At 53.3% G+C, this 13,328-nt stretch carries 11 protein-coding genes and 1 tRNA gene; 6 read left to right on the top strand and 6 right to left on the bottom strand.

The window, feature by feature from the left end; all coding sequences use genetic code 11:
* Nucleotides 1-82: 82 nt before the first annotated feature.
* Nucleotides 83-2,143 carry an NAD-dependent DNA ligase LigA gene (gene ligA / locus HNV11_RS15200; RefSeq protein WP_171740478.1) on the top strand — a complete coding sequence of 687 codons (2,061 nt, stop codon included), beginning with the start codon at nt 83-85 and terminating at the stop codon, nt 2,141-2,143.
* A gap of 55 nt (nt 2,144-2,198) precedes the next feature.
* The gene (gene dapA, locus HNV11_RS15195) at nt 2,199-3,095 is read left to right on the top strand and encodes a 4-hydroxy-tetrahydrodipicolinate synthase (RefSeq protein ID WP_171740477.1); all 897 of its coding nucleotides are present in this window, start codon (nt 2,199-2,201) and stop codon (nt 3,093-3,095) included.
* Nucleotides 3,096-3,176: 81 nt separating this feature from the next.
* On the opposite strand, the gene HNV11_RS15190 is transcribed toward dapA, so the two are convergent.
* The 3 genes from HNV11_RS15190 to HNV11_RS15180 all read right to left on the bottom strand — a co-directional run bounded on the left by HNV11_RS15190 (nt 3,177) and on the right by HNV11_RS15180 (nt 8,401).
* Nucleotides 3,177-3,365, bottom strand: a complete 189-nt coding sequence (locus HNV11_RS15190) for a hypothetical protein (RefSeq protein ID WP_171740476.1) — start codon at nt 3,363-3,365, stop codon at nt 3,177-3,179.
* Nucleotides 3,366-3,464: 99 nt separating this feature from the next.
* Nucleotides 3,465-5,705: a DUF5916 domain-containing protein gene (locus HNV11_RS15185; protein ID WP_240163464.1), complete on the bottom strand. Its 2,241-nt coding sequence runs from the start codon at nt 5,703-5,705 to the stop codon at nt 3,465-3,467.
* 128 nt (nt 5,706-5,833) lie between these two features.
* On the bottom strand, nt 5,834-8,401 hold the full coding sequence (locus tag HNV11_RS15180) for a M14 metallopeptidase family protein (protein WP_171740474.1): 2,568 nt from the start codon (nt 8,399-8,401) through the stop codon (nt 5,834-5,836).
* Between the two features lie 184 nt (nt 8,402-8,585).
* On the opposite strand from HNV11_RS15180, the gene HNV11_RS15175 reads away from it, so the two are divergent.
* From HNV11_RS15175 to HNV11_RS15165, 3 genes are all read left to right on the top strand, one after another.
* Nucleotides 8,586-8,657 (top strand) — tRNA-Glu (locus tag HNV11_RS15175).
* 242 nt (nt 8,658-8,899) lie between these two features.
* Complete coding sequence (locus HNV11_RS15170) at nt 8,900-9,430, top strand: hypothetical protein (protein ID WP_171740473.1); 531 nt, start codon at nt 8,900-8,902, stop codon at nt 9,428-9,430.
* 271 nt (nt 9,431-9,701) lie between these two features.
* Nucleotides 9,702-10,505, top strand: coding sequence for a YciE/YciF ferroxidase family protein (locus HNV11_RS15165; RefSeq protein ID WP_171740472.1), 804 nt, complete (start codon nt 9,702-9,704; stop codon nt 10,503-10,505).
* Between the two features lie 102 nt (nt 10,506-10,607).
* Here the strand turns inward: HNV11_RS15165 and HNV11_RS15160 are convergent, their stop codons facing one another.
* The 3 genes from HNV11_RS15160 to HNV11_RS15150 are packed head-to-tail and all read right to left on the bottom strand — an operon-like array spanning nt 10,608 to nt 12,257.
* Nucleotides 10,608-10,958, bottom strand: coding sequence for a hypothetical protein (locus HNV11_RS15160; RefSeq protein WP_171740471.1), 351 nt, complete (start codon nt 10,956-10,958; stop codon nt 10,608-10,610).
* A gap of 48 nt (nt 10,959-11,006) precedes the next feature.
* Nucleotides 11,007-11,447: a hypothetical protein gene (locus tag HNV11_RS15155; RefSeq protein ID WP_171740470.1), complete on the bottom strand. Its 441-nt coding sequence runs from the start codon at nt 11,445-11,447 to the stop codon at nt 11,007-11,009.
* A 60-nt stretch (nt 11,448-11,507) separates the two neighbouring features.
* The gene (locus HNV11_RS15150) at nt 11,508-12,257 is read right to left on the bottom strand and encodes a glucose 1-dehydrogenase (RefSeq protein ID WP_171740469.1); all 750 of its coding nucleotides are present in this window, start codon (nt 12,255-12,257) and stop codon (nt 11,508-11,510) included.
* A gap of 121 nt (nt 12,258-12,378) precedes the next feature.
* On the opposite strand from HNV11_RS15150, the gene HNV11_RS15145 reads away from it, so the two are divergent.
* Nucleotides 12,379-13,284: a histone deacetylase family protein gene (locus HNV11_RS15145; protein ID WP_171740468.1), complete on the top strand. Its 906-nt coding sequence runs from the start codon at nt 12,379-12,381 to the stop codon at nt 13,282-13,284.
* Nucleotides 13,285-13,328: the final 44 nt, after the last annotated feature.

The raw sequence follows: 13,328 nt of genomic DNA, 5'->3' as shown, positions 1-13,328 counted from the left end.
GTATCCGAATCCAGGCTATCGGCAACAGTTGGGCCGGGTCTGGTTTTGTTTATGGCTAACGGCTAAGCGCCTTTTTATCTCTATGACGCCCCAGGAACGCATCTCCGAACTAACCGAGCGGCTGAATTATTACAACCATCAGTACTACCAGAACAGCGTTTCGGAAGTAGACGATTTTACTTTCGATCAGCTGCTTCAGGAACTAACCGATTTAGAAAAACAGTACCCCGATCTGCGTCGGTCCGATTCGCCAACGGCCCGCGTTGGCGGCACTATCAGTAAGGAGTTTGCGACGGTCTATCACCGTTTCCCCATGCTGTCGCTGGGCAACACCTACTCGGAAACCGAACTTGTTGAGTTCGACAATCGCGTTCGAAAAGGGCTGCGCGACGCGCCTTATGAATACATCTGCGAACTTAAATTTGACGGGGTAGCGCTCAGCCTGACTTACGAGAACGGGGTGCTGGTGCAGGGCGCAACCCGGGGCGATGGTATCCGGGGCGACGATATTACCAATAACATCCGCACGATCCGGACGCTGCCGTTGCGGGTGGGCTATAATCAACAGTCACACGTGGATGTGCCGGCGCTGTTCGAGGTACGGGGGGAGGGCTTTTTGCCGCTGGCGGAGTTTGAGCGTATCAACAAAGAGCGCGAGGACATCGGCGAGCCGCTGCTGGCGAACCCACGTAATGCCGCGTCCGGCACGTTTAAACAGCAGGATTCGGCCATTGTAGCCCAGCGCCGGCTCGACTGCTATCTCTACTCGTTTCTGTCGGAGCCGGAGGTGTTTCAAACGCACGAAGAAAGCCTGATTGCCCTGAAAAACTGGGGCTTCAACGTATCGCCCACCTGGCGAAAATGTGCCGACATCCGGGCTGTAATGATGTATATTAATGAATGGGAAACGAAACGATTTGACCTGCCGCTCGGCACCGATGGGATCGTGATTAAAGTGAACCGCTACGATCAGCAACGTGAACTGGGCTATACGGCCAAAAGTCCGCGCTGGGCCATTGCCTTTAAATATAAAGCTCTGGCCGCCAGCACAACGCTCAATGGCATCCAGTATCAGGTGGGTCGTACGGGTGCCGTTACGCCCGTTGCTATGCTGACGCCGGTTCTTCTGGCTGGTACGGTAGTGAAGCGGGCGTCGCTGCATAACGCCAACGAAATCGAACGGCTGGGCGTTAGGCTGCACGACACCGTATTCGTCGAAAAAGGCGGAGAGATCATCCCCAAGATTACGGGTGTGGACCTCAATCGGCGCACAGACCTGAGCGAACCGATTCAGTATCCAACAACCTGCCCAGCCTGCGGAACGCCCCTGGTCCGGAAAGAAGGGGAGGCTCATTTTTACTGCCCTAACGAAAAGGGGTGCCCTCCGCAGCGGCAGGCCCGCTTCGAGCATTTTATCCAGCGCCGGGCCATGAACATCGAAAGCCTGGGTGAGGGTAAAATTCAGTTGCTCATTGAGCGCGGGCTGGTGCAGTCGCCCGACGACCTTTACCGACTGACCAACGCGGATTTGCTCGGCCTCGAAAAAGCGTACGCGGACGAAGAAACCGGGAAAGTTCGGGTGGTGAAGTTCGGGCAGAAAACCGTCGATAACATCCTGAGCGCTATTGAACGCTCGAAACAGCAGCCGTTTCCGAATGTGTTGTTTGCGCTGGGTATTCGTTACGTAGGTAACACAACCGCCGAGCGACTGGCCGATTATTTTGGCTCCATGGATGCCCTGATGAACGCTCCCCTGGAAACGCTGGCTAATGTGCCGGACGTTGGTCCGCGGATTGCCCAGAGCGTAGCGGCCTGGTTTACGGACTCCGATAATGTGACTTTTGTAGAAGGGCTGCGGGCGGCCGGTGTGCAGTTTGCCAGCGACCGGAAAATCGTGGAACCCGAAGGCGAGGGACTGGCTGGTAAGACCTTTCTATATACAGGTACGTTCGCCAATTTTAGCCGGGAAGAACTCGAAGCCAAGATTGCGGCTAACGGGGGCAAGCTCCTGAGCGGAATTTCCAAAAAGCTCAACTACCTGATTGTGGGAGAAAACGCGGGTCCGTCGAAGCTCGAAAAGGCGCAGAAGCTCAATGTGCCAACAATTAGCGAGGCTGAGTTTATGGCGATGCTCGAGGCATAAGTATTTACCGCATAAATTCCCGTAACTTTGCAGGAATACTTTGTATTGCAGCAACATGAATACCAACTTCTACGGCGTCGGCGTCGCTATCGTAACGCCTTTCAATGCCGATCATTCCGTTGACTTCGACGGCTTCGGCCGCATCGTCCAACACGTCTCCGATGGGGGCGTCCGCTACATTGTCCTGCAGGGTACGACCGGTGAATCGCCCACGGTCACTAAGCAGGAAAAGAAACAATTGCTGCAATACCTCAAGGAAAACAATCCGAAAAACCTGCCTATCATCTATGGCGTGGGGGGTAACGTAACGGCCGACGTCGTAGCGGGCATGAAGGATATTGATTTTGACGGCGTTGACGCAATCCTGTCGGTCTGCCCGTATTATAATAAACCTGGCAAGCGCGGGGTGCTGGAGCACTTTACGCGGATCGCCGACGCCTGCCCAGTGCCGGTTATTCTCTATAATATTCCGTTCCGGACGGGGATTAACATGAGTGCCGAAACGATCTGCGAGCTGGCCCAGCACCCAAACATTATCGGCGTAAAGGAAGCCTCGTGTGTGATCGAGCAGTGCATGGAGATTGCCCGCGACAAACCCAACGATTTTCTGCTGATCTCGGGCGATGACGTACAGGCCGTTCCAATCATCAGCATCGGGGGCGTTGGTGTTATGTCGGTAATTGCCAATGCATTCCCGGCCAAATTCTCGGCCATGATCGACGCTGCCCTGCAGGGCGACTTTGCGTTTGCGCAAAAAGAACTCGCTCATTTTCTGCGCATAGACCCGCTGTTGTATGAAGAGGGTAACCCCGTGGGTGTCAAGAATATACTCGAAATTATGGGGCTGATTTCGGCCGAGGTGCGCCTGCCGCTCATGAAAGCTTCCGACGATTTGAGCGAACGTCAGCGCGCCGTTCTCCAGCGCGATGGATTGCTGGAACTGGTAGCCTGATAAGCTGATAGCTCTTCTGGAAGAAAAAAGACCTCGAATGATTCGAGGTCTTTTTTGTTGGCCCTAATCCGGCTGGCGAAGCTACCCTCGCCCTCCGCCAAATAATTTAGAGACAAGCCAGATGACGACGGCAATCCCCGCAATAACCAGTATGACACCTGCCCAGACGCCGGTTTTAAAGATGTCGCCGACCAGTTCGCAACTGGTTAGAAAAAAGGTCAATAATAAGGCAACAAAGGCCCTGGGAGCAAAACGCAGAAAAGCTTTCATAGACGTTGGTTTGTTTTGTGCAGTGCGATCATGACCCTCGCGCACAGGCGATTGTTCAATTAAACTGGTCTGGCAGGGGTTTGTTTAACGATCCGGGCGTCAGATATTCCACCAGTACGTCCATTTCAGCACCAGCGCCCGGTTTCGAACCGTAAACAGACCGGGTACATCCATACCGATCTGGGACGAATTGGGCAGATAATTGTCGGTGAAAACCAGGAAGAAGTCAGATGCGGGCTTATAACGCCATTGAATCCGGGCGTTCACGTTCATATTCTTCTGCTGCTCATTATACTGCACAAACGTCGTCAGATACAGCGTATTGGTCATCGTTACGTCGAAGCGCGGACCAACCAGCCAGAAAGTCGTGCGGCCCCAGGGTGCGCCCAGCCGGATGTCGTTATAGCTGGCGCTGGCGGCCAGACTGACGTACGGCTGAAACCGGTACCCCAGGTCGGCTGTCAGATTCAGGCGGGTGCCATTGGCGTAATAACCGCCGTAGCGGGACGTAAAGCCATACGTGAACACACTCTGAGGCTTGGACGTAAACTGCGTACCCCACGCCTGCCAATGGTGCTCGGAACCGGTTGCCAGCTTTTCGCGGCCGGAATTGGTTGGGTCAAAAGGCTGCAGTAACCGGACGTAATCCGTGGCAAACCAGGTCAGAAACGTACTCCGGCTGCGGAACGTTAGCAGATAGCTCAGGTAGTTTTCATTGTCGCTCTGCCGGCCGGCCGGGTCGAAGAAATAGGTAGACTGGAGCGTTGGCCCGTGGCTTAACACCTGACTACCCGTCGGGAAAAACGTATAGCCAAGAACGCCCGTGCCGCGTTGGTAACCCCGGCGCGGCACGTAGCCCGCTTCGGCCGTGTAGTTTCTGCCAATCGCTTCAAACTGCCCGCCAATGAGCCACTGCCGACTATTGTATTGCAGATTAGCCGCGTAAACCGCATTGGCGCTCTGCGTAGTGACACCCAGCTGTAGTGGGTCTGCTACGGAGGGACTGAACGATTTTATATACAGAGCCTTACCGGTCCAGAGGTTGTTGGCGGAGGCCAGGTTATACTCAACACCCAGGTTCCGGTTGTACCGGGAATAGATAGGTTTGTCGGGCACCGGCTCGTAGTTCAGCGATTCTTTGTTGACAAACAGAAAGCCGACGTTTGAGCGGGCAAATACCCGTCGCTGCAGAGCCATGACGGCGAAATTCTGAGCGGGCAATCCGGTTGCGTCCACACGGCCCGTCTGCATATCCATCAGCCCGATACGCCAGTCTTTATTCAGCTTCCCGCTAAGCCGTGCCCCAAACCGGATCGGAACCCCGCCCAGGCCAATGCGCCGACTGAAAAAAGGGCGGATGGTGGCGTATCCGAAGTTGGTGAACTGATCGCCGTTTTCCAGGAAAAATTGCCGCCGTTCGGGAAAAAACAATTCAAACCGATCGAGGTTCGTTACCTGCTGGTCGACGTCTACCTGCGAAAAGTCGGGGTTGACCGTCAAATCGAGGTTCAAGGACGATGTAATCGCCACTTTAGCGTCCAGACCCGCGTCGAAGCGGCCCTTATTGGGAACCCTATTCTGGTAGTCGCGGGTCAGACCCGTAAGCGCGTACGGAATAATGGAGATGTTTGGGCCGGGCTGGGGTGGTGCCTGATCCCAGACCAGCACGCCAGTATAGGCCAGCGAAGCCGTTGGGAATTGCCGGGGTATGGGCGTCCAGGACGACTTTTCGGTGGTTTTCAGATCCTGCCGGCCGAAGTTGATACCCCAGCGCGTGATGCCCCGTTTATAGCGGATCGTCTTGAATGGAATCGCCAGTTCAAGCACGTAGCGGTCGGCGTAGTTACGTACTACCGAGGTCCACTTATTATCCCAGCTCAGGTTCGCTTTACCGCCTTCATACAGCAGACCATCCCACTGCGCGCCGGCCGCGTTGGTGCCAAAGGTGAAGCCGTTGGTCTGGTCGTCGAAGGTGTCCATGAACATGATGAAATTATCATTCCGGCCGAAGTTCCAGTCGCGCCGGAGTGACTCAACGATGTAGGGACCGCTTACGCTGCCGTGGTAACACACAGCGCTCATATAAATATTCTGGTCGTCGTAGGTCATCCGGACATCGGTGCGCACCTGGGCCCGGCTGGTATCCATCGGCAGCACCATCCAGAAATCCGTCGCAACTTCTGCAGCCTGCCAGGCGGGCTCATCCACGGCACCGTCCAGCACAACCGGTGAGGTCGTGCGACTGATATGAAGCTGATAGGCTTCGTTTGTTTTCTGCGCCAGTAGTGCAGATGTACCCAGAAGATAAAAAACGAGCAGAAAACCAGGTATTCGTTTCACCAAACAGCGTTGTTTACGAGGAACAGTAAGGAAAGTAGAATGGCCGGGGTTTTTACCCCGAGTGCCGTACATACGGAAACGCGACGGCTGTTTGTTCGGGCCGTCGCGTTTCTTTATCTGTTAATAAATTAATTGCCAACCATGAATACGGCATTGCCGAACAGCAGTTTGCCGTTGTACCAGAAGCCCCGGAAGAGCGGGTCGTCGGCCAGATAAACGATGCTGCCCCGTCCGGAATTCTGAACGCCCATCAGCAGCGTATTTTTCAGCTTGCTTTTTGCGTTGATGCCCGAAAAACCAGCGACGTAATTATCGCCTTTCAGATACCCCACATTCCAGCCGTCTTTTAGAAAGTCGAAGTTATAGGCGTTCTGCACGAGCGTATAGTAACTACCCGTCAGGCCGAAACCAAGTGGGTGAGTCGTGTCGATGTTAACGCGGTAAATGCTGCCCGGCGTTTCGTCGGAGATGGCCGTACGTTCGCGGTCGCCGTATACCTTGAGTGAATCAACGGCGCTGGCCTTTTTTACCTTGTCCTTAGCCTCTTTCTCTTCTTTTTCTTTCAGACCGAAGCCGTCTTTGCCCGCCAGAAAAGCAGAAGCGCGTTCCAGGGCAATGAGTTTGCCGCCCGCCCGTATCCATTCTTTGATAGCCGTCAGGTTTTTGTCGTTCAGGAACCGGCCGTAGTTATAGTTTGTCGGCAAAATCAGCACGTCGAGTTTATTCCATTCGACGTTGCCGAGCGTATTACCGTCAATCAGCGACACGGGGTAGTTGAGTTCCTGATCGAAGAAGTGCCATACCTCGCCAACCGCCGGGGGCGAAGCGCCGTCGCCAACCACCAGCCCAACGCGGGGTGCCTTCAGGCCCGAAACGAAATCGGAGCCAAAGTCGGAGCCTTTGGTAACCAGACCCGTCGATACCGGGGTTAACACAACATCGGCATTCGTTGCGGCTGTGGTCACTAACTGGTCAAAGCGGTCGCCCAGTCGTTCGTTGCCGGCCCGCGTAATGAGCAGCGTTCCGGATGGATAGGTTTTCCCGTCGAGTTCAAACGGTTTCTCCACGGCCCGCACCCGGATTTTCTGCTTCAGCAGGCTGGCCAGCAGTTTAACCGACGGCATGGACTCCCAGCGGGCCACGTAGGCGTAAACCGGTCCGGATGTAGAAGCCGCTGCGGGCTGAGCCGTAGCTGGGCGGGCAGGGGCGGTAGAAACCGGCGTCAGGCGCGTGGTCAGGCCGTAGGTTTGCAGGCCAAAGGCATAGGGCAGCGACCAGGCCGTAATGTCGTAGGTTGCCGAATCTTCCAGGGCTGAGTTAGGCTCAAACAGAATCTTCAGCAACGTTGATTTGGGCTGGTACGCGCTGATGACCATGTCCTCGGCCGCGACAGCCATGTTTTTCTCATTCTTTTGTGTGACGTAGTTAAAACCAGCCATCGTCTGGGCCTTACCGGCATATCCATAGCTGATCTTATTGCGGTCCAGCAGTTGCTGCAGAGCCTTCAGCCGACCCGCATCTCCGTTGGATTTGATGACGTAGCTTTTGTAAGCTCCAATCGGTGTGTTGCGGGATTTATCGAAAAAGGCGCCAAACTCTTTCACAATCTCGGCCGGACGATCGGCTACCGATTCAAGGGTGGCAATGCTGGCCGCAACGTGGTGGTCAATCCGCTGGCGGAGCGTCAGCGTGTCGCCGTCGGCCCGTTCGATAGCCAGTCCGGCCCGGCCGCTGCCACCCTGTTCATAGGTCATACCAATAGCGCCATTGTAGGTTGGGTAGGTATCGCCATAGCTGGGGTAAAACAGGTCGAAACGTTCGCGGGTGTAGTAAAGCCAGCCATTCCGGTCGAAATACCGGCTGCAATATTGCCCGATGGTCTGCTGAAACTGCCGCTGGAAAGGGGTGATGTCTTCATGGTACGGCTTAGCCGAGGGGGCAAAATAGTAAGGACTTTCAACCCCCATCTCATGGAAATCGCCGTGCAACTGGGGCATCCACTGCTGGTAAAGCGCCATCCGCTGCTGCGTAACTTCCTGCGTTTGCCAGGCCCAGTCGCGGTTCGGGTCGAACAGATAGTGCGTATAGCGACCGCCCGGCCAGGGTTCATTGTGTTCACGAGCCGAAGGCGTCGGATCGCCATTCCGGCCCATCATCTGATTGTACCAGTTTACGTAACGATCGTGGCCGTCGGGGTTCAGACCGGGATCGAGCAGCACGACCGTCGAGTTCATGATTTTCTGCGATACCGGGTCAGTGGTGTTCAGCAGGCGGTAGAGCACGTCCATGAACGCTTCGGAACTGACAGCCTCGTTGCCATGCACGTTATAGCTCAGCCAGGCAATAGGCGGCTGGGCTGCGCTGCCGGGCTGGCCATCGAGCATCCCAATGCGTTTAAGGTTATTGGTACGAATCTCTTCCAGCCGGGTCAGATTGGCTTCCGAAGCCAGGGCCACAACCATCAACTGGCGCCCTTCATACGTAGTCCCGTATGGAATAAGCTTTACCCGGTTCGGCAGTTGCCGGGCTACCTGCTCGGCGTAAGCCAGTACACGGTGGTGGGGGGTAAAACGGGTCCCGACCGAATAACCTAGGAATTGAGCAGGAGAAAGAACGGTAGTTGACAAGGAGGTTGTCTGCGCTGGAGCCGATAAGGATGCAACCGCAAGGCCCACGAGCAACAAAAAATGTTTCATGAAAGACTGAAAAAAAATGAAAACGCTAACGTCCTCAAAAATAGCAGTAAATCGCTCAAGAACCCTTTTTTTGGAAAAATTTTGATGATAGCTATTGCATTATAAAAACATGGCCTTACCTTTGCACCACGTTTCGCCAACGAAGCAGCACACAAGCTAAAACGTTGGGTCTTGTACTCAAGACGGCCGATTCGTCTAGCGGTTAGGACATCGCCCTTTCACGGCGGTAACACGGGTTCGATTCCCGTATCGGTCACTAACAAAGTTGTAAAAAGCCCACCGGTTCAGGTGGGCTTTTTACGTTTTATACGACCAGATAAGCTTTGTTTATCTGGTCAGGGCAGCACCCGAAGTCGCTAAACGGCTAATTAGATAGACCAGATAATAGCTTCACTAGTCTATATCCCGACGCAGACTAATAATTCGTTTATTTTTAGTGCTATAAAGCAGGCGAATTGGTTAGATGCTTGGCTTGCTTAATCAAAGCTGAACAGGAGTATGCTGCTTTTTTTTACTGCTTTGGATCGAACAACCCAGTTTCTCGACTTTTCCTGCCATTTTGATAGACTGGAAGATGCCTGCGATCTCCTGAGTTCAATTGTGTCGAGTGGAGATACGTTGATCAAGGTTGGTATCATTGAAAACAATAGCTGCACAGACCTGCCTTCTCAGGTTTTTGATGGAGAGAGGTTCTCAACAGCAATGCAGCAACTGGAACAGGAGTGGCAATCAATCCTGACCAGGCCGCACCGTTCGTCTCAGAACAACGAACAGGAATTAATTAACCTGACTCGTCAACGGATTGTGCAATTCGACTCTAAAATACAAATCTATACCAGAACAATCCAGGCTTTTGACCGGCTGATTCAGCGTGCCGAAGAGCATTTTCTTGCTAGTCCAAGAAAATATAAATTCGTTAACTATTATGAACGGATGATCTCCCGGTATCAACGCTTTGTAGTAGAAGCTCAGGAGGGTAAAGATGCAGCGATAGCCCGACTGATACAGCTCGAATGCGTCAATAAATAAAATTTACCCATATTTCGAAGACGCTGAAACAGGTTCTGAACGCTAGTAATGGTCCTAAATGGGTGTGGCCGTGTTATTATTTCATTAATCTTTTCTGAGAAGGTTTGGAGGTTGGCACATCGCAAAGGCTGTTATACTCTACATAATCTGTGGAAAAATATAAACACAATTTATTCGCCTTAAAGTATAAGTTGCAGATTATCAGCAGGTGGCATGATATTGGTGTAAAAGAGGGCAAAACGATTCAATAACCTTAAAACCAATAGAAATCATGGCATCTTTTGGAGATAGCATCGCAAATTTTTTTGGTGGAAACGACATGGACACGACCGAAGGGCTGCGGAGCCTGTTCGTGAGTGAAATTAAGGATATTTATTACGCCGAACGGCAGGCTGTCGATGTCCTGGGCGAACAGGCAGATGCCGCTACAACCGATGAAGTTCGGTCGGCATTTTTGCAGCACCAGCAGGAAAGCCGCAATCAGATTGCCCGCCTGGAACAGGTATTTAACAGCATCGGCGTCGACGTAGAAGAAGGCTCCTGCGACGCTATTGACGGACTGGCCGATGACGGCGAGCGTGTGGTTTCCAATACCGAATCGGGTTCGCTGACGCGTGACGCTGGTCTGATCCTGGCTGCTCAGAAAGTTGAACACCATGAAATTGCTTCCTATGGTTCGGTAGTAACTCTGGCGAAAGTTCTGGGCTATACGGAAGCCGCTCAACTTCTTCACCAGACGCTCGAAGAAGAGAAAAACACCGACCGTAAACTGACGCAACTGGCAGAGTCGTTTATCAACGATCGGGCAGCTGCGGAGAACGATGACTCTTCCTATAATGACTCTGACCGCGACAGCGATGATTATACAGGGGTAAATCCTGACGGCACCCGTTACGACCGGGGTAGCTCGAACCAAACCTACCAGACAGGTCAATCGTACAGCGGTTCGCAGATGGGCAACGGCACAACCGGAGTTACCGGTGATAACGATTATAATAATAGTAATTCATCAAGAGGCTCGTCTTCGTACGGGTCGAGCAATGATGCTACACTGGGTGGCACAATGGGTATTTAAACACCACAAGCGCTACGCAAAAAAGGCATTCCAGTTGTGGAATGCCTTTTTGTTTGCCGGTATATTCAGTTTACAATCACCGTGCTTTGACTACCAAATGGATTACTCCTGACTACCAGTGGCTGAACCTAACGGTGGCATCGGGTCGGTTTGTTCGGGGTCGGGTTCGGTGCCATCATTATTACCAAGTGAGTCGCCATTACCGTAGTTCGTTACGTCCGGTTCCATATTTGGACTGCCCGAAGCAGCTCCCGAACGGTCCACCGGATTGGCCGCGTCCTGTTCATCGGTTGGCGTCGTTGGCATTTTGTGCGCGTCGCCCGACAGATCCGCCGGATTATAGTCTTCATTCATCATAATGCTGTCGTCGGGCGTCTGATCAGTGCCGCCCGTGTCAGGCTTGAACGTTCGCGACTGCTCGTTAAGCATTGCATCCTGATTTACATTTTCCATAAGCGTTGACGTTTAATTGGTTGTTAATAAGCCAGCTACAAACCGGGGTCAGCCCCGCGTAAAGACTTCCCAGAGCCGACTGTAAAGTTTGCCGGCATACGATTTAAGATCGCTGTTGGATGCCTGAATGGTGAACGGAGCAAACGATTTCAGGGCCGATGGCAATGGCTCAATGCGAATCGTCCGGCCATTGTTCCAGTGGCCCGCGATCCGGCGAACCGAGCCAGTCAAGCGAACGCCCGCGTCGATCAGGTCAATCTCAACCGTCTCCGGATGCTGGGCAGCTGCCAGTTGCTGCGAAAATTGCTGAATCTGACTGGCATCAAACCACGACAGGGGAGGGAGCTTTAACTGATTGTCCTGCCGGTCCTTACGGCAGAGGAAACAGAGCGATAATAGCAAGCTTCCAGCCGACTGTCGGGTTGTAATCTGAAAGTCAAGGATTTCGATTGGAGCAGTTTCAGTTGCGGTAGATAGTTCTATGCTCATACAAAGTAATCAAGAAGTGTAGTCTATAATAACCTGGTTTATGGAGGGATGTTTATGTAATCAGACGTATATCATTTTGCGGGTCATACCGCCATCGACCGTAAAATTCTGGCCGGTAATGAAGCCATTTTCGGGGGCAATCAGAAACAGAATCATCCGGGCAATGTCGTCGGCCTGACCCACCCGGCCAACGGGGTGCTGGGCGTGATCTTCGGGCCGCAGTTCGTCGGATTTGGCTTTGGCTTTCTTGCGCAGCGCCGACACGTCAATCCAGCCGGGGCTGATGCAGTTGACCCGGATGTCGGGCCCCAGGCTCACCGCCAGCGAATGCGTCAGGGCCAGCAGACCACCCTTTGAAGCTGAATAGGCAAACGTATCCGGCTCCGACTGGAAAGCCCGCGTTGAACCAATATTAATGATGCTGCCCTGCTGACCGGCCAGGTGGGGAGCAAGGTGCTTGGCGCACAGAAAAGCGCCCGTCAGGTTAGTGCCTATTACCCGGTTCCACTCGTCAAGCGTGAGTTTATCGATCGATTTTTCAATCATAATTCCCGCATTATTGATGAGCGCATCAATCTGTCCAAAATGAGAAATCGTTTGCTCCGTGGCCTTGCGAACATTCATCTCGCTCGATACATCACAGGAAACAAACAAAATCTGTGCCGTAGATGCTTTAAAAGCTTCGCGCAGTTCGGCGATGGCGTCGGTATCAGTTTCCCAGATAGCTACTCGATACCCATGCGTGAGCAGATACTGCGTGGTAACCCGTCCGATGCCCTGGCCTCCTCCGGTGATGATTGCGGTCTTCATACAAGTTGAAAAGCGTAAGAATAAGTAATATAAATCCGTTCATAACACAAACTGTAGTCATACGGTTAATCGCACAGTATCCTTATTAAACGGTACATCGCTCCGGTGGTCCGCTTAGCTCATGCTCCAGATTGCGTTTTCGCCGGTCTACCGGCTTCGCCTGCCCGAGGGCCATCGGTTTCCGATGCTCAAATACGAACTGATTCATGAACAGCTTTTGTATGAAGGAACCTGTACCGAGGCCAATTTTTTTGCACCAGCGCCCGTCAGCGATCAGTTTGTACTGGGCGTTCACACACCCGACTATGTGCATCAGATCAAAACGCTCACGGTGCCTCCGGCCATGGTTCGCCGAATTGGTTTTCCGCTCACGCATGAGCTTATTGAGCGGGAATGGATCATTACGCAGGGAACCATCGACTGTACGCAGAAATCCCGGCGCGACGGGGTAGCCATGAACGTAGCGGGCGGCACGCATCACGCTTATCCGGACCGGGGGGAAGGTTTCTGCATGCTGAATGACGTCGGCGTAGCGGCCTACTACCTGCTCGAAACGGGTCAGGCCCGGAACATTCTGGTAATTGATTTAGACGTGCACCAGGGCAACGGTACGGCGGTCATGTTTCAGCGGGAACCGCGCGTTTTTACGTTCAGTATGCACGGCCGGGACAATTATCCGCTCCGGAAAGAGCGGTCCGACCTGGATGTGGAACTGCCCAGCGGTACTGACGATGAAGCGTATCTGAACCGACTATACGACACGTTACCCGCGCTGATTCAGCGTCAGCAGCCCGACTTCCTGTTCTATATATCCGGTGTTGATATTCTGGCGTCGGATCGCCTTGGCAAGCTGGGCGTCAGCCGTGAGGGCTGCAAACAACGGGATCAGTTCGTCTTTGAGCAGGCGTTCCGGAATAATCTGCCGATTACGGTCTCGATGGGGGGCGGCTACTCACCCCGCCTGACCGACATCGTGGAGGCTCACTGCAACACATTTCGGGTGGCAAACGCCCTGTTTTTCGATTAATGCTGAGACACTATATATAGGTACTAGGCGTAGCCCAACGGGCT

This window comes from Spirosoma taeanense (assembly GCF_013127955.1).
GTDB lineage: Bacteria > Bacteroidota > Bacteroidia > Cytophagales > Spirosomataceae > Spirosoma > Spirosoma taeanense.
This window is presented reverse-complemented; position numbering and strand designations above follow the sequence as displayed.

Bases quoted from the DNA above. Each gene is read 5' to 3' on its own strand.
- HNV11_RS15170 (WP_171740473.1), top strand. From the start codon at position 8,900: ATGCTGCTTTTTTTTACTGCTTTGGATCGAACAACCCAGTTTCTCGAC.
- HNV11_RS15190 (WP_171740476.1), bottom strand. From the start codon at position 3,365: ATGAAAGCTTTTCTGCGTTTTGCTCCCAGGGCCTTTGTTGCCTTATTA.
- HNV11_RS15150 (WP_171740469.1), bottom strand. From the start codon at position 12,257: ATGAAGACCGCAATCATCACCGGAGGAGGCCAGGGCATCGGACGGGTT.
- HNV11_RS15155 (WP_171740470.1), bottom strand. From the start codon at position 11,447: ATGAGCATAGAACTATCTACCGCAACTGAAACTGCTCCAATCGAAATC.
- HNV11_RS15180 (WP_171740474.1), bottom strand. From the start codon at position 8,401: ATGAAACATTTTTTGTTGCTCGTGGGCCTTGCGGTTGCATCCTTATCG.
- ligA (WP_171740478.1), top strand. From the start codon at position 83: ATGACGCCCCAGGAACGCATCTCCGAACTAACCGAGCGGCTGAATTAT.
- HNV11_RS15145 (WP_171740468.1), top strand. From the start codon at position 12,379: ATGCTCCAGATTGCGTTTTCGCCGGTCTACCGGCTTCGCCTGCCCGAG.
- HNV11_RS15165 (WP_171740472.1), top strand. From the start codon at position 9,702: ATGGCATCTTTTGGAGATAGCATCGCAAATTTTTTTGGTGGAAACGAC.
- HNV11_RS15160 (WP_171740471.1), bottom strand. From the start codon at position 10,958: ATGGAAAATGTAAATCAGGATGCAATGCTTAACGAGCAGTCGCGAACG.
- dapA (WP_171740477.1), top strand. From the start codon at position 2,199: ATGAATACCAACTTCTACGGCGTCGGCGTCGCTATCGTAACGCCTTTC.